Genomic DNA, 15129 nt, shown 5'->3' with positions numbered 1-15129 from the left:
TGTTTTCTGCAAGTTTACAGTTTTTATTTCATTTCTTGTAGTCGTTCGACCACTTCAATCAAGCCCATACTATTACTACCTTTTAGTACAATCGTGTCATCTGGCTGGATCTCAGCAATCACCGCTGCAATCAATTGCTCTTTATTTTCTTCGGTATAATAAACCGGCAAATCAGGATATTTCTGAGCCAAAGCATCTTTTAACGCCTGCATTTCTTTTCCATACAAAAAGATCATCGAAAAGATGTCTGAAGAAATATGTTCACTCATGGAAGCATGCATGAGAGGCGAGTCTACCCCTAGCTCCAACATATCGGCTAACACGGCAAGTTTTCGTCCCGCTGCTGGGAGGCTTGCTACAGTATCTAAGACTAATCCCATAGCTGTAGGATTGGCATTATAAACATCGCTTAAGATCGCTGCCCCGTTTCCAGCAGTCAGCCATTCTGTTCGGTTTTGTGTCACTGTGACAGTTGCTAGACCTCGTCGGATTTCCGACAGAGACAACTCGAAAAACTGCCCGATCGCATAAGCAATCAGCGCGTTCGTCACATTATAGCTACCAGGTAAAGGGATCGTGAATGATTCGCCTTCAACGATAAATGTCGTTTGTTGCTTTTCTTCGATGATTCGTTGTGCAGAAATATCGCCTTGTTCGATTCCAAACGTCTTGATTTTTTGAGACAACGGAGCAATCAACGGTTCTAACAATGGTTCATTATTCGGTACGATCAATAATCCGTCTGGTAGCAACCCATCAGCAATCTCCATTTTTGCTTTGGCGATGCCTTCTCGTGAACCTAAATTCTCGATATGAGCCTCACCGATCATCGTGATTGCTGCAACTTTTGGTTGTGCCAGCAACGAGAGTTCCGTAATTTCATTGGCATGATCCATTCCCATTTCTAAAACGATTTTTTCAGTATCTTGAGGCATATGCAAGATCGTATAAGGCATGCCAATATTATTATTGTAATTTCCTTGTGTTTTATAAGTTTTATATCCTTGCGCTAAGACAGAAGCTGTTAGATCCTTTGTGGTCGTCTTCCCATTACTACCGGTAACAGCCACCACATCTGCCCCAACTTTTTTCAAATAGTATTGCGCCAACTCTTGCATTGCTTTTAAAGGATCAGAAACTGGTATGATCTCGATCCCCTCTGGTGCCTTTTCGGCTGCCCAACTCCAAAAAGAAGCAACTGCCCCATTTGCGATAGCTTGTTCAATAAATTCATGCCCATCTCTTGCGCCCGCTAAAGGAACGAACAAATCGCCTTCTTTGATTTTGCGGCTATCAAATTCTACTCCTGTGATTGATTGGGTTGACTCATGGTGACTTCCAACTGCTTGAGCAATTTCTTGTATTGTTATGTTCATCCATTCTCTGTCCTTTCGATTTAGACCAGTAGTCCTATAGGAATAGGAACAAAAAAGGTGGTGAAAATCGCCAATACTGATAGCGTCGAATAGTAAAAATCTTTCGCTTTCAATCAGTACCAGATGATCATCCACAACCTTTATTTTGCTATACATACTACTTCGACACATACATACTTGTGCTGATTACGTTTCAATTATGCAAAGAAACTTTGTCTTTGATTATAACGGTTCAAGCCTAATTGGATCAACTCTTCAATCAAGTCACCGTATTTCAAGCCCATATTTTCCCAAAGCAATGGGTACATGCTGAATGCTGTAAATCCAGGCATTGAATTTAATTCATTCAGGAATAATTCATTTTTATTCGTCAAGAAGAAATCACAACGGCTCAAGCCACTTCCACCTAACATCGTATACGCTAATTTTGCATACTCTTGTGCTTTTTGATGGACTTCTTCTGGTACTTCGGCTGGAATCTGCATCTCGATGCGATTATTGATGTACTTCGCATCATAATCGTAAAATGCCACGTCTTTCACCACTTCACCAGGCAAGGTCGTGCGGACGTCTTCATTTCCTAAAACAGCGACTTCGATCTCCCGTGCTTCGATTCCTTGTTCCACGATGGCACGTGAATCGTATTGGTAAGCTGTTGCTAAGGCATTCTGTAATTCTTCTCGATTTTCAGCTTTAGTGATCCCCACGCTCGAACCCATATTTGCTGGCTTCACGAACATCGGATAAAGCAATGAGCCTTCACATTGGTCAAATACCTTTTTAGGATTTTCTTTCCATTGATTCTTCAAAACTGGAACATAAGGTACTTGCGGTACTCCGGCTGCTTGTAAAATATATTTTGTCATGATCTTATCCATGGCACAAGCACTCGTCAACACACCCGCACCGACATAAGGCATATTCAAGGTTTCCAAGAATCCTTGGATCGTGCCATCCTCGCCATTTGGACCGTGTAGAACTGGGAAGACGATGGTTCCTTCTTCTTTGATCTCTCCTGGATTGATGACAGTGCCGGTAAATCCTTCTGTCATTTTCCCACTTGGGTCCCACGTCAAGTGCAATTCTTCTTCACTTGTAGGTTTTTCAGTCAACAATGGGCCTTTGACCCATTGGCCGTCTTTACTAATAAATACGAGCTGTACTTGATAATAAGCATAATAAATAGCATTTAAAACGGAAAACGCTGAAAGAATCGAAACTTCGTGTTCCGCACTGCGTCCACCATATAATAAAGTAATCTTCAAAAGATTTTCCTCCTGTATTCGATATCATTCATTTTTACTTCATATTTTAGCACAAAAACAAAAGATGCAAACAGCTTATTTGAAAAAAGGTGAGGTACGTGTCATTTTATTCAAAAAACAGCGGAATAGTTGTCGCTTTTTTTCTTTATCGTTATGATAAGAGAAAGGAGGCATAGTTATGACCAAAACTACTTCTCGAAGCCGCTTAACAGAAATCATTCACGTATTCATCAAAGAAAATGTTCTGCCTAATCTGATCCAACAAAAAAATCCTGAACAAGTAAAAAAAGCCTTTGAAGAACTTGGCTCAACCTTTATAAAAATTGGGCAAATGCTTTCTGTACGTGATGACTTACTCTCTGCTGAGTTTACTAAGACATTCAAAACATTGCAAGACAATGTACCAAGTGATCCCTTTGTCACGACGAAAAAAACGATTGAACAGGAATTAGACGCATCCTTAGAAACGATTTTTACTAGCTTCAATAAAGCACCTTTCGCTTCTGCCTCTATGGGGCAAGCGCATCGTGCAACATTAAAGAATGGCGATGCAGTCGTCGTAAAAGTCCAACATCCAAATATTGCGAAGGAAATCATGATGGACTTACAGTTATTTGAACGGGCGATTCCTTTGATCAAATATATTCCTGAAACAAGCGTCATCGATTTAAAAGGCGTGTTGCAAGAAGTCAAACGTTCATTGACAAACGAGTTGGACTTCTACAAAGAAAGTCAAAATGGCGCACGTTTCTATGACCTAAACAACCATTGGTATGAAATTAGATCCCCTAAAATCTATGAGGCACTTTGCACAAAAAAAGTCATTGTGATGGAAGAAATGTCTGGAAAGAACTTCAACCAATTGATGAATCTTGAAGAAACGGATGAACGCCTCATTGAGACACTTACGAATACTCAATTGAAACAACAAGTGGCTAAACGATTGATTGAACATTTTATGAAGCAAATCTTTGACGATGGGTTTTTTCATGCCGATCCACATCCTGGGAATTTATTGTTCCATCCTTTAAGCGTTGAAGAACTTTCAGAAAATGTAACGACAGACACAAAAGAACACCAAAAACAACTAGGCGCGATTTCTTTCAAAATGACTGCTACTGTCACTGAACCATTGCAACCATATACAATCAGTTATATTGATTTCGGTATGATGGGTAGTCTCTCCGCTTCGCTAAGACAAAAGCTGATGGAAATCGTTTTAGCGATTTATACACGAGATATTTACCGTATTGAAAAAGCCGTCATCAACTTATGTCAACAAGAAGGGCCTTTTGATGAAAGTGAATTCCATCAACAACTCGCTAGCTTTTTGACGCAATATTTAGACCTCCCCCTTGAAGAAATCGACTTGCAAGAAGTCTTTGCGCAGATCGTCTCGATTTGCCACCAGAACAACTTACAAATCGATCGTGATATCACGTTATTGCTTAAAGCGTTTAGCACATTAGAAGGAGTGATTCGTGTCCTTGATCCTGAAGTTTCTTTGATGGAAGTCGCTACACCTATTGCACAACGTTATTTCTTGGCACATCTCTCTGTCGAAGATACATTGAAGCAAGCGGGCTTAGATATACTCGATGGTATCAAAACCGTACCGAAAATCCCACAGCAAGTCTACCATCTTCTAGAAACTTGGCGTTCTGGACAAGGAAAAATCAATTTGGAACTAAAGAAACAAGACCAACTGATGAACCGGATCGAAAGTATGGTGAACCGCTTAGTATTTGGTGTGATACTCGCAGCATTGATCGTCGGTTCTTCGCTGCTCGTCCAAGCTGCACCAGACGATCAAATCAATTTTATTACATTATTAGGTATATTCACGTATACGATCGCAGCTGTAGTCATTCTCTTTTTAGCCATCGATACATTGATCAACTATTATAAAAAACGACGGAAATAAACGAAAACATCCCAAAATATGAAACTATTTTCGGATGTTCTCGTTTATTTTTTAAGCTGTGTGCTTTTGACACAACCTCATTGCTTGATGATTAGAGTTAAGGATACACACTATTCCTGTTTTTTAGTCTGTAGCCTTTTGCTCGCTATCTATTTGATAATTTCAGCTTTTTTTGTTTGATTATTTCATTTTTCGTTCATCTGGTACGATTCTTTGTGACAACAACCACTTATGGAAGAACCATTCAGCGATCCCGATCAATAACGCAGGTACTAAAACCTTCATCCAAATATCCGTCATATCGTTCATAAAATAAAGATATAACCATAGAATGACTGCAGCTGAACCAGCATCTGCAATTGTAGCCGCGATATTTCCTACTTTTCGTAAAATCACCAAATCACCTAATACATAGATCATGACAACAATGATTACTCCGACAATCGTTGAATCCATGAAACTAACACCATACAGTCCCGTTAAAACGATCCACAAAATTGCCCAAATCATGATTGCTTTTACCACCAACGCCTTCACATGTTTCATTTTCTGCACTCCCTTCTTTTTTGGTTAAAAATATATGATTATATAATTAAATAATCTTCATAATTATATCTTTTGTTATAGAATCAATCAAAGATATCGTACTTATTTTAGCAATAAAAAAGATGAACACCGCTTCTGTTTAGTTAGAAACAATGTTCATCTGTTTTATATTCTATTCAACTTTCTTTAAGCGCTCGGATCAGCGCTTCTTTGAACCGTTGGTGATCTTCGTGAGTGAAAGGCTTCGGCCCTTTCGTCCGGATACCCGCTTTTCTCAACTTACTGCTTTGGTAACGTTGTTCCAATAATCCGTCAATGTTCGTGGTATCAAACTCTTTCCCCGATTGATGAAAGACTCTAACACCTTTAGGTAAGACCAGTGAAGCTAAGCCATAATCTTGAGTGATCAAAAAATCACCATTTTTGATCAGCCCGACGATTTTATAATCTGCACTGTCTGCCCCTTTATCGACATAAACAAACTGTACATAACTTGGATACTCTTTATTAGTATAGTGATCGACACTTGTCACGATCATTACCTCTAATTGAAAAGATGCCGCAATTTCAATCACATCATTTTTCACTGGAGAGCCGTCACCATCAATGAATATTTTTCGCATGTTCTTTCCTCCATAAAAGATAAACAGCAGTTACCCCAAGGAGCAATACACTGACATTTATCCATTTTACGTACACTAACAATTGGATCATCGCGTTTGGCACGCTCAGACTACCAGTCAGTTGGAGCAATACACTCACAGGTTTGTCCAACCATTGTGCCATCAATAACATCAATGACATCAATAAGAATTGATGGGTCACACTTCCTTTGTTTTGCGTCGTAAACTTCTTGATCACGCGATTATCCATCGGTATTTCTGCGTCGATCTCATAATACGTACGATTCAACCAACTGCCTATTATCGCATGCCAAAAACTTAATAAGAATAAGCCAACCACAAAACCGATTTGTGGAAGTAACAGTACCATCAATGAACTAAATACTCCGGCTAGTTGAATGAGGACTGGTTCGATCGTCGGAATCTGGATCACTTGATTGCCAATGATTTTAGCTAACACCATCCCTGCAACATAAGGTAAATACATATACACGCCCAAATAGTCGAAACCATAGATACGACCGATATAAAGTGTCCCGAATAAAAAAAGAAAATTGCCTAACATCCCATTCAAAAAAGTAAAACTATTCAACCAAGTGGGTAATTTCCAATGCTTTCTCGCTCTCCCAAGATAAAAAGCCGCAAATAGAAACAACAGCATAAATCCATAGATTGCCACATCAAATAACGCAGGGTCAATCAACAAACGAGCATTTCTCAAAAGAAACAACAAAACGAAAAAGCCGATAAATAAAAGCAACTCTTTGGTAACTACCACATTCGACTTCATCTCTTTAAAATCTAATTCGTAGCGTGGATAATGACTGACCGTATGGTATGCCATAATATAGAACAATGTATATAAAGCTAACGTCATGACGACTTGTGTTGACCCAGGAAGCTCGATCACCCGAAACAAAAGAAGCAACAACAAAATCGCAAATGGAAATTTATTTGCTGACATGTTCGTGAATCCCTGTTGTTTTTCATGGTAATTCACTGTGATATTTGTGGGGATCAGCCATGCCGCACTTAGTCCTAAAAGTACACTTGATAGATAATACAACGGGAAATAAAGGACACCAAAAATCCCGATCAACGAACCTGCACCACCCATCAATAAAGAAATCATCAACAAGGTATAGCTATCCAGACCAAAGCGAATACTACTAACTAAAAACAGACCTGTCATGCGAAAGGTATAGAACAAAGTGAAGGGTAAAATCGATAACCATTGGTTCCCATCACTCAAACTTAAAAATAAAAGATACGGCACCAAGATAACCGTATTACTCAAAATAAAAGGTGTCGTCTGGGTAAAGTTCCGCCCAAATCGTTTGATTTTATCAATCATATAAAAACTCCTTACGTGTTAAACATGAGCGACTTGTCATGTCAACGCATCATCTCTATAGACATACCCACATGTCTGTAGGTACAAAACTGATTATACCATAGGAGCAAAGCAGCCAACACCCTATAGAGGTTGTGAAAGCAGCACACTGACCCGCAGTCAACCGATAGAAAAAAAAGCAGGAACTCCACAAAATTTGACTAGCAAATTTGGGAATCCCTGCTTATTTTTGAGTGTTGAACATTTCTGTTCGCCACTCACTGGTGCCTGAAAGATTCAGACAGACAAGCCCTTCTCCACAAAAGTCTTGTCCAGCACGCCTACATCCGGTAGGTGATCCGTGGATCATGTGCCGCCAAAATCAATTAGACCTCTAACGTTCAGAGATCTTCTCGACCCGTCGCATAACGTATACTTTAACACAAGCAAGCATTTTATGCGAGTCTTTTTTTCATTTTATAATCAACCATTTGAAATCCTTCGCCGATATCGCTGATCAACTCTCCCTCAATGACAAATCCCTGATGTTGATAGACTGCGATTGCTTGTTGATTTCCTTGATTGACACGCAAGAAAATCTCCTGTGCTTCTGTTTCTTTTGCTAGTTGTTCGTACCAACGAAAAATTTCAGAGGTCAAACCTTTCCCTCGTACTTCTCGAAGAATATAGAGTTTACTTAAATAGATCGAAGAACCCATCTTTTCATAAGCCGTATAGCCAACCGTCCGCCCATCTAGCTTCAATAAGAAATAATTGACTCCTGTTGCACATTCTTTTTCAATCTGTTCTTTTGATTGATATGTTTCCAACATATAAGCGACTTGCTTTTGACCGATGATCGGCGTAAAGGCTTCTGGCCATACGTCATGGATAACTGCCACGAGTTCATCGAGTTCTTTCTCAGTTACTATTACTTTCTCCAACATTTACTCTCCCCCGTTCAATGAACTAAAAATGCCCTTGTGCCTGTTGGAATAAAAACAACATGATCATACTATATACAGCGACCGACCAAGGTTTTAAAAGAATAACGATTTGCATGTATTCTCTAAATGAAAGCTTCGTCAACCCAGCGACGAGACAAATCAAATCATCTGGCGCAAAAGGCAAAAGTAAAGTAACGATCAATACCTTTTTGATATTGTTTGTTTTTTCAATGACTAGCTGTTCAAATTTTTTGAATTTTTTTGGTGATAAGATAAAACGGACAAAACTCGTACCATAATAACGCACGAATAAAAAGCCGATTGCTTCACCAATAATCAAGCCAATACAACTATACAGCAACCCAAAGACATTTCCAAACATCAACATCCCTGCAACAGAAGAAATCCCTCCTGGCAGAATCGGAATGATCACTTGGATGATTTGGATAAGAATAAATAAAATGATCGCATAGCTCCCAAACTGTTGCATGAATTGTTGCAAAGAATCTGCCGATTGAAAGATGCCATGTCGATAGCCATACATGATCAATATGAAAAAAATACTTAATCCAACGAGTGGTGCGACTTGGATGGTTCTATGTACCCATGTTTTCTTCTCAGCCATACGCTTCTCCTACACTTTTCATTTTTCTATGTTTCATAAAAGAACAAGTAATGAACAACTACAAAATCGTCGTATGCAACTTCGTGCAACAGAAGCTTGATCCTCTTGTGCCTCCTAAGCCCGAATAAACAACGTGAAGAAGCTCCTTCAGAAATAAGCGTGAAATCCCAAAAATTTGAAGAAAAATTTTCGGTTTTTCACGCTTATTTCTCGGATTTGAGCACTTCTTTATGACTGATTACCCGCAGAAGTTACTTATAAAACGCCGTTTATTTGGTTTTAGAAGATAGGCATAACGACTACTTCAGTTCTAACACCTGTTCTTATCTTTTTACTGGTGATTCAAAAAACTAGCAACTTTCGTTGTGATCAAGTCGATAGCTACGTGATTTTCGCCACCTTCTGGAACGATAATATCAGCGTAACGTTTTGTTGGTTCAATAAACTGATGATACATCGGCTTAACGACTGTTAAATATTGTTCAATCACAGAATCTAAGGTACGGCCGCGCTCTTCCATGTCACGTTTGATGCGGCGAATGATCCGAATGTCATCGTCTGTATCTACATAGATCTTGATATCCATCAAATCACGTAAACGCTCGTCTTCTAAAATCAAGATACCTTCCAAAATAATCACTTCTTTTGGTTCTTGGATGATTGTTGCTTGACTTCTCGTATGGGCAACATAATCATAGACTGGTTTTTCAATGGCTTCATAGTTCAGTAGTTTTTCAACGTGCTGGATCAGCAGTTCATTATCAAAGGCAAAAGGATGATCGTAGTTTGTATTCAACCGTTCTTCAAAGCTAAGATGACTTTGATCTTTATAGTAAGAATCTTGTTCAAGCATCATGATGGAGTGGTCTGGAAAGTGACTAAAAATCCCTCGGCTGACGCTTGTCTTTCCGCTTCCCGATCCGCCCGTCACACCAATGATAATTGGCTTGCTTTTTGTCATTGACTAAAACCTCTTTCATATCCGTTTTTTCATTCTAATCTATTATAGCGAAAAAAAAGGAAAATGCACTATTTTTCTGAAAATTAATGAGGTGAGATTTCCAAGAGCGGGTAAAGTTCTTCTAAAGAATCAATCCGATAGGTTGGTTGGATCTCTGGTATTTCAGGCAACTTATTTTTATTGAACCAGATCGTATCGATCCCTGCTTCATTTCCACCTTTGATATCCGAAGTCAGTGAATCACCGATAATCACCGTTCGTTCTTTGTCCAACTCAGGAATATTAGCAAACACGTGATCAAAAAAAGCCTTCATTGGCTTTTGTGCGCCAATTGCTTCTGAGACAAAAATTTCTCGAAAATAATGGATCATCCGAGCATCTGTTAATCGTCGATGTTGGGTTTGAGAAACCCCATTCGTCACTATATAAAGTTCAGCTTCACTTGACACTGCTTCCAGTAATTCATGGCTTCCAGGAATCCAATGATGGCCCTGATTCAAATAATGTCGATAACGTTGATCCATTGCTTGGCTATCTACTGTCTTGCCGAACTGTTGGAACAACAGACCAAAGCGGTTGCCTGTCACTTCATCTCTTGTCATCTGCCCTTTTTCAAATTCTCGCCATAAATGATGATTCAATGCTTTATAACTTGTTCTGATCTCTGGTGTCAGTTCAATGCCTTGTTCCGCAAAGAGTTGGTGCAAGGCTTCTGCTTCTGTTTGTTGAAAATCTAATAACGTATCATCTACGTCGAATAATAATGTATGATATTTCATCTAATTCTCCTATTTCTTCTATATTTAATGTTTCGTTTATTTGCATTTTCGTGGGTTGTTAGGTTGTTATTCATAAAACAAATAAACAAGTACTTAGAATCGTCGTCTGTGCACTTGCTTATTTGATCGCACTAAATCATTTTAGAAAGTCCAATAATATCTTCTTCTGAGAAATGCCCAATGACTCTGTAGGGGTTGAAGTTACTCTTCAGTTCAAATCGGTTTCCTGTATCGACCCAAGATTTCCTGTTTAATCCTGCAAAATCTAAGTCTTTTATTTCGTAATATCGCTTCTTGATCATCTCTGATTTATTCTCGTGTTTACTTGTAATAGGAAGAATCAAGAATGCATCTCTACTTCGGAGACGGATAGCAATAGCAGGACAAATTTCCCCTCCATTGCCCTCGTGACAAAGAATGTAGATTAAGAACACGTCGGTCGTCACTATTCATCTAAGTCTCTCATCCATGACCCTAGATCTTCGTGATCACCGCTATTTTCTGACGGATTAGTTTCAACAGACGCTTCCGCAACTTTCATTAACTGCAGTTCAGCCTTCTCTTTGCTTGTTAAAGATAAATCAAATGGAATTTCTCCTCTAGCTGCTACTCTTTCATATAAAGCAGTGATTACGATAGACGGATTTACTCCTAATGAATCTAAAATGCTTTCGACGTCAGTAGCTAAATTCTTATTGATATTCACTTGAACTTTCTTTTTTTCGTTAATTTTGTCTTTTCCTTCGATTCCAGACATAGAACATCACCTCTTACTCCTATTAGGAGTGTAATACAAATCCATCGAATGAAATACCCAATTCACTTTTATTATTTAAAATATTTTTTTATTTTTTTTAGTTCGTCTAACGTCAATGAACGATATGAACCTTCAGCTAAATGTGGATCTAACTGTAATGGACCCATGCTGATGCGTTGTAATGCTGTCACTTTTTTCCCACAAGCCAAAAACATTTTTTTCACTTGGTGGAATTTTCCTTCTTGGATCGTCAGGCGTACGATACTTTGACCTTGTTGGATATCCAAGACTTCTAGATGGGCTGGCAAACACTGATAGCCACTATCAAAGATGATCCCTTTTTCAAAAGCAACTTGATCAGCTTCTGTCACTTGTTCATTGACAACTGCTACGTATGTTTTCTTCACTTTCTTCTCAGGCAGTAACATTTCATAGCCTAATTGTCCATTTGAAGTGATTAGCGATAACCCTGTTGTATCACGATCTAATCGCCCCACTGGATACAAAGGCTGGGTGCGGTCGGCTGAAGCCAACAAATCGATAACGGTCGTTTTGTGAACGTCTGTCACCGCTGTTACAGCTTTTTTGGGTTTATTCAGCATAAAGTATACTTCATTTGTATGTAGATTTACGCCATCCACTTCGATACAGTGGAGCAAACTATCCACATTACGATTCTGTTTCTGTTCCACTTTACCATCGATACGTACGAGTTTCATCGCAAAAAGTCGTTTCATCTCTTTACGTGATGTTTCTAATTCTTTTTCTATTAATTTATCTAACCGCATAACTGCTTCCTTTCCTAGCTACATACGCATTATAACCTGAATCGTACATCATGCAAAATGGAAACGTTAAGTTGTTTCCTTGACTTACTTAGAAATTCGCGTTACGGTTAAAGAGTAAAGTGAATTGGATTTCTCATACACAGCGTAATGACCTGGTGGAGAAAAGTTGAATCCTGACTTTTTAAGGGCAGATGCGCGCATCTGTCTTTTTGCGTTTTTTCGCGCTACCTGATAATGTGCAAGAGACCATGTGACATTCACTTAAATAAAATCTGTCTGACACCAAAGCAGACAGTCACATTTTAAGGAGGAATTTTGGTTATGTCAGTATCATTAGAAGTAAGTAAAAGAGAAGTACGTCCCCGTTCATTGAGAAACAAATTGCGTCATGAAGGAAAAGTTCCTGCAATCGTTTATGGCTACAATGTAGAAAGCACGCCAATTTCATTTGATCGTGCGACATTTAGTAAAGTATTGCGTGAGAATGCCGCAAACACAGTTATCACAATGAATATTGAAGGAAAAAAAGTCAACACACTTGTTCATAAAGTCCAATCAAACACATTTACCAACCAATTAGAACACGTGGAGTTCCTATCTGTTAATATGACAGAAGAAACAGAAGTCGAAACAGAAATTGTCCTTGTTGGCGAATCTACTGGTGTGAAATCTGGTGGTGTATTGGCTCAAAACCTATATACTGTGATTGTTTCTGCTACGCCAGATCAATTACCAGAAAACATCGAAGTGGATATCACTGATTTAGCATTAGGTGATTCGATCACTGTAGCGGATCTACCAAAAAATGACGCATACACGATCATTACTGATGGAGAAGAACAAATCGCCGCAGTTGTTGCACCAACAGAAGAAGAAGAATCAACTGGTGAAGCAGCAGAACCAGAAGTGATTGGTTCAACTGAAGAATAAACGTCTTTTGATCAACGAAGCAGTGACTTGTGTCATTGCTTCGTTTTTTTTAATTCCCACTTAAAAATAAATTGTTTTAAGAATGGTATATTCCTATTTATCAACCCTTATTTGTTTTTTTGATAAGCGCAAAAACCCTTATATAGTAAGGTTTCTTGAAGTCCTCTTAAAAGTTTCTTATACTTTGAAAAAAAGTATGCAAATATTGTTGCATTTTGTATAAATGTTTATTAGAATGAACCAACGTTAAAAAAGTATAACTCGTTTATCCTGATAATAATATGTTGTTCTCGTCATTTCGGTTTTTTAGACAAAGGAGGCTAAGCCGATGTTTGAAAGTTTTGATAATAGCCGTAATCGATACGCATCACTAGGTGTGGTATCAAGTTTACCAGATGAACTGATCGATAGTATCTGGTTCGTTATTGATTTAGACCTTAAGGGTGTTATTCCATTAGATAATATTTTAGCTTTTGATTTAATCAACAATCATGGGAAAGTAACCTTGCATTTTTCTCAAGCAGGCAGTACCGTCGAGATGGGGATCGATTTACCATTCCCTTATTCTCCACAGTATCCGGCGCAAGTATTTGCCTATGATGATGGGACCAGAGAAACCATTCTTCTCCCAAGTGAAATTAAACAATACTAAAAAAAACCCTTTGTTTTGCACGATAGCCAAGTAAGTTGACTCTTTGATTTTCATCGCAGACTCACTTCTTGGCTACTTTTATGATGACCTTCTCTGAAAATTTTCAGAAAACATAAAGCATTTTAGCTATTTATTTATCATCAGATTCTAATTGGTATTCCAAGGGTAAACACTATATACTACTAACTAAATTTTAAAAGAAATAAGGAGTTTACAAGATGCGCGATTTAACAAAAGGAAGCCCAGCCAAACTGATTTTGCTATTTACTGTCCCTTTATTGATAGGCAATGTTTTTCAGCAGTTTTACAACATGGTCGATATGATCATCGTTGGGCAGACATTAGGGAAAAACTCACTAGCGGCTGTAGGAGCTACCGGTGGATTAACTTTCTTGATTATTGGCTTTGCTCAAGGTCTAACCGCTGGTTTAGCCATTATTACAGCACAACGATATGGTGCGAAAGACTTCCGGGGGTTGAAAAAAAGTTTTGCTACAAGTGTCATGATTAGTGTCATTGTTACTGTGATTTTAACTGTCCTTAGCTTAGTATTTATTCGTCCGATGCTCCAGTTGATGCAAACACCTGCAGATATCATTGATGAAGCACAAACATTCATCGTGATCATCCTATGGGGAATCTTTGCTGCCGTCAGCTTCAATTTATTGTCAAATGTTATTCGCGCACTTGGTGATAGTCGAACGCCTTTACTCTTTTTGATCGTTGCGGTAATTATCAACGTTGTCTTGGATTTGATCTTTATTATCAACTTCGGTATGGGAGTAGAAGGTGCTGCTATTGCAACAGTGATTGCGCAAATTGCTTCTAGTCTATTATGTATCGTCTATATCAAGAAAAAGATCCCAATGCTTCAATTACGTAAAAAAGATTTTTCGTTCGATAAACAAGAGATCCGTATGCATTTGAATGTTGCTTTACCAATGGCTTTCCAATCTTCGATCATTGCGATTGGTGCAATCGTCTTGCAATCTGCATTAAACAGCTTAGGTACAGATGTCGTAGCTGCCCAAGCCGCAGCTGGTCGAATCGATCAATTTGCTGTTCAACCTATGATGTCCTTTGGGATTGCGATGGCGACTTTTGCAGCACAAAACTATGGAGCGAAACAATATGGGCGTATCTTAAAAGGCGTTCGTCAAACATTAGTGATGAGTATCGGCTTTAGTTTCTTAGCCGGAGCAATTGTCATTTTCCTTGGTCGACCATTGGTGAGCTTGTTTGTCAGCCCAAATGAAACTGTCGTTTTTGATTTGGCACAAACGTATTTCAACATCAACGGCTCCCTTTACTGGATCTTAGCTATCCTATTTATCTTACGTTACACATTACAAGGACTTGGTCAAAGTAAAGTACCGACGATTGCAGGGATGATGGAACTGATCATGCGTTCTTTCGCTGCAATCATTCTGACTGGAATCTGGGGCTATCCAGGTGCTGCTCTTGCTTCACCACTCGCTTGGGCTGGTTCTGTCATTGTCTTGCTTTACTCTTATCTCCGCGCTGTGAAACATTTGAAACAGCTAGACGCCGAACAACAGCAATTTTCAATTGAAGATGCTGAAATCAGTTATTAGATTAAAAAAAGTGTTCCTCCTATACTAC

The 15129-nt window shown here is 38.8% G+C and carries 15 protein-coding genes; 4 read left to right on the top strand and 11 right to left on the bottom strand.

Features of this window, described 5'->3' with window-relative positions:
- Positions 1 to 23 precede the first annotated feature (23 nt).
- Complete coding sequence (locus IGK77_RS01110) at positions 24 to 1376, bottom strand: UDP-N-acetylmuramoyl-tripeptide--D-alanyl-D-alanine ligase (RefSeq protein ID WP_074799593.1); 1353 nt, start codon at positions 1374 to 1376, stop codon at positions 24 to 26.
- Between the two features lie 197 nt (positions 1377 to 1573).
- On the bottom strand, positions 1574 to 2641 hold the full coding sequence (locus tag IGK77_RS01105; RefSeq protein WP_074799592.1) for a D-alanine--D-alanine ligase: 1068 nt from the start codon (positions 2639 to 2641) through the stop codon (positions 1574 to 1576).
- A gap of 178 nt (positions 2642 to 2819) precedes the next feature.
- Here IGK77_RS01105 and IGK77_RS01100 point away from each other — a divergent pair, with 178 nt between their 5' ends.
- A complete protein-coding gene (locus IGK77_RS01100) occupies positions 2820 to 4565 on the top strand; it encodes an ABC1 kinase family protein (protein ID WP_115357118.1) in 1746 nt (581 codons plus the stop codon).
- A 180-nt stretch (positions 4566 to 4745) separates the two neighbouring features.
- Here the strand turns inward: IGK77_RS01100 and IGK77_RS01095 are convergent, their stop codons facing one another.
- From IGK77_RS01095 to IGK77_RS01055, 9 genes are all read right to left on the bottom strand, one after another.
- Positions 4746 to 5111, bottom strand: coding sequence for a DUF2512 family protein (locus IGK77_RS01095; RefSeq protein ID WP_074799590.1), 366 nt, complete (start codon positions 5109 to 5111; stop codon positions 4746 to 4748).
- A 176-nt stretch (positions 5112 to 5287) separates the two neighbouring features.
- Positions 5288 to 5734: a YaiI/YqxD family protein gene (locus IGK77_RS01090; RefSeq protein WP_071866118.1), complete on the bottom strand. Its 447-nt coding sequence runs from the start codon at positions 5732 to 5734 to the stop codon at positions 5288 to 5290.
- The gene (locus IGK77_RS01085; RefSeq protein WP_074799589.1) at positions 5715 to 7088 is read right to left on the bottom strand and encodes a hypothetical protein; all 1374 of its coding nucleotides are present in this window, start codon (positions 7086 to 7088) and stop codon (positions 5715 to 5717) included. Before IGK77_RS01085 ends, IGK77_RS01090 begins: the two co-directional genes overlap by 20 nt.
- A 434-nt stretch (positions 7089 to 7522) precedes the next feature.
- Positions 7523 to 8011, bottom strand: a complete 489-nt coding sequence (locus IGK77_RS01080) for a GNAT family N-acetyltransferase (RefSeq protein ID WP_177187663.1) — start codon at positions 8009 to 8011, stop codon at positions 7523 to 7525.
- Positions 8012 to 8036: 25 nt separating this feature from the next.
- A complete protein-coding gene (locus tag IGK77_RS01075; RefSeq protein ID WP_074799588.1) occupies positions 8037 to 8639 on the bottom strand; it encodes a TVP38/TMEM64 family protein in 603 nt (200 codons plus the stop codon).
- A 331-nt stretch (positions 8640 to 8970) separates the two neighbouring features.
- Positions 8971 to 9600: a uridine kinase gene (gene udk / locus IGK77_RS01070; RefSeq protein WP_010734363.1), complete on the bottom strand. Its 630-nt coding sequence runs from the start codon at positions 9598 to 9600 to the stop codon at positions 8971 to 8973.
- Between the two features lie 83 nt (positions 9601 to 9683).
- The gene (locus IGK77_RS01065; protein WP_074799587.1) at positions 9684 to 10379 is read right to left on the bottom strand and encodes a YjjG family noncanonical pyrimidine nucleotidase; all 696 of its coding nucleotides are present in this window, start codon (positions 10377 to 10379) and stop codon (positions 9684 to 9686) included.
- A gap of 445 nt (positions 10380 to 10824) precedes the next feature.
- Entirely contained in the window at positions 10825 to 11136 is a 312-nt protein-coding gene (locus IGK77_RS01060; protein WP_074799585.1) for a type II toxin-antitoxin system RelB/DinJ family antitoxin, read from the bottom strand.
- Between the two features lie 71 nt (positions 11137 to 11207).
- Entirely contained in the window at positions 11208 to 11924 is a 717-nt protein-coding gene (locus IGK77_RS01055) for a 16S rRNA pseudouridine(516) synthase (RefSeq protein ID WP_074799584.1), read from the bottom strand.
- A 321-nt stretch (positions 11925 to 12245) separates the two neighbouring features.
- Here IGK77_RS01055 and IGK77_RS01050 point away from each other — a divergent pair, with 321 nt between their 5' ends.
- The 3 genes from IGK77_RS01050 to IGK77_RS01040 all read left to right on the top strand — a co-directional run bounded on the left by IGK77_RS01050 (position 12246) and on the right by IGK77_RS01040 (position 15101).
- Complete coding sequence (locus IGK77_RS01050; protein WP_071866113.1) at positions 12246 to 12854, top strand: 50S ribosomal protein L25/general stress protein Ctc; 609 nt, start codon at positions 12246 to 12248, stop codon at positions 12852 to 12854.
- A gap of 328 nt (positions 12855 to 13182) precedes the next feature.
- On the top strand, positions 13183 to 13506 hold the full coding sequence (locus IGK77_RS01045) for a DUF960 domain-containing protein (RefSeq protein WP_071866112.1): 324 nt from the start codon (positions 13183 to 13185) through the stop codon (positions 13504 to 13506).
- Between the two features lie 218 nt (positions 13507 to 13724).
- Entirely contained in the window at positions 13725 to 15101 is a 1377-nt protein-coding gene (locus IGK77_RS01040; RefSeq protein WP_074799583.1) for an MATE family efflux transporter, read from the top strand.
- The last annotated feature ends 28 nt before the right edge of the window (positions 15102 to 15129 follow it).

It is taken from the genome of Enterococcus sp. DIV0806c, from assembly GCF_051710905.1.
Lineage (GTDB): Bacteria > Bacillota > Bacilli > Lactobacillales > Enterococcaceae > Enterococcus_B > Enterococcus_B mundtii.
The sequence above is the reverse complement of the archived record's forward strand: the minus strand, read 5'-3'. Positions and strand labels throughout refer to the sequence as shown.

What these genes read in the sequence shown, in the direction of transcription:
- IGK77_RS01075 (WP_074799588.1), bottom strand. Translation starts at nt 8,639, where the DNA reads ATGGCTGAGAAGAAAACATGGGTACATAGAACCATCCAAGTCGCACCA.
- IGK77_RS01065 (WP_074799587.1), bottom strand. Translation starts at nt 10,379, where the DNA reads ATGAAATATCATACATTATTATTCGACGTAGATGATACGTTATTAGAT.
- udk (WP_010734363.1), bottom strand. Translation starts at nt 9,600, where the DNA reads ATGACAAAAAGCAAGCCAATTATCATTGGTGTGACGGGCGGATCGGGA.
- IGK77_RS01095 (WP_074799590.1), bottom strand. Translation starts at nt 5,111, where the DNA reads ATGAAACATGTGAAGGCGTTGGTGGTAAAAGCAATCATGATTTGGGCA.
- IGK77_RS01060 (WP_074799585.1), bottom strand. Translation starts at nt 11,136, where the DNA reads ATGTCTGGAATCGAAGGAAAAGACAAAATTAACGAAAAAAAGAAAGTT.
- IGK77_RS01050 (WP_071866113.1), top strand. Translation starts at nt 12,246, where the DNA reads ATGTCAGTATCATTAGAAGTAAGTAAAAGAGAAGTACGTCCCCGTTCA.
- IGK77_RS01090 (WP_071866118.1), bottom strand. Translation starts at nt 5,734, where the DNA reads ATGCGAAAAATATTCATTGATGGTGACGGCTCTCCAGTGAAAAATGAT.
- IGK77_RS01110 (WP_074799593.1), bottom strand. Translation starts at nt 1,376, where the DNA reads ATGAACATAACAATACAAGAAATTGCTCAAGCAGTTGGAAGTCACCAT.
- IGK77_RS01055 (WP_074799584.1), bottom strand. Translation starts at nt 11,924, where the DNA reads ATGCGGTTAGATAAATTAATAGAAAAAGAATTAGAAACATCACGTAAA.
- IGK77_RS01085 (WP_074799589.1), bottom strand. Translation starts at nt 7,088, where the DNA reads ATGATTGATAAAATCAAACGATTTGGGCGGAACTTTACCCAGACGACA.
- IGK77_RS01040 (WP_074799583.1), top strand. Translation starts at nt 13,725, where the DNA reads ATGCGCGATTTAACAAAAGGAAGCCCAGCCAAACTGATTTTGCTATTT.
- IGK77_RS01100 (WP_115357118.1), top strand. Translation starts at nt 2,820, where the DNA reads ATGACCAAAACTACTTCTCGAAGCCGCTTAACAGAAATCATTCACGTA.
- IGK77_RS01045 (WP_071866112.1), top strand. Translation starts at nt 13,183, where the DNA reads ATGTTTGAAAGTTTTGATAATAGCCGTAATCGATACGCATCACTAGGT.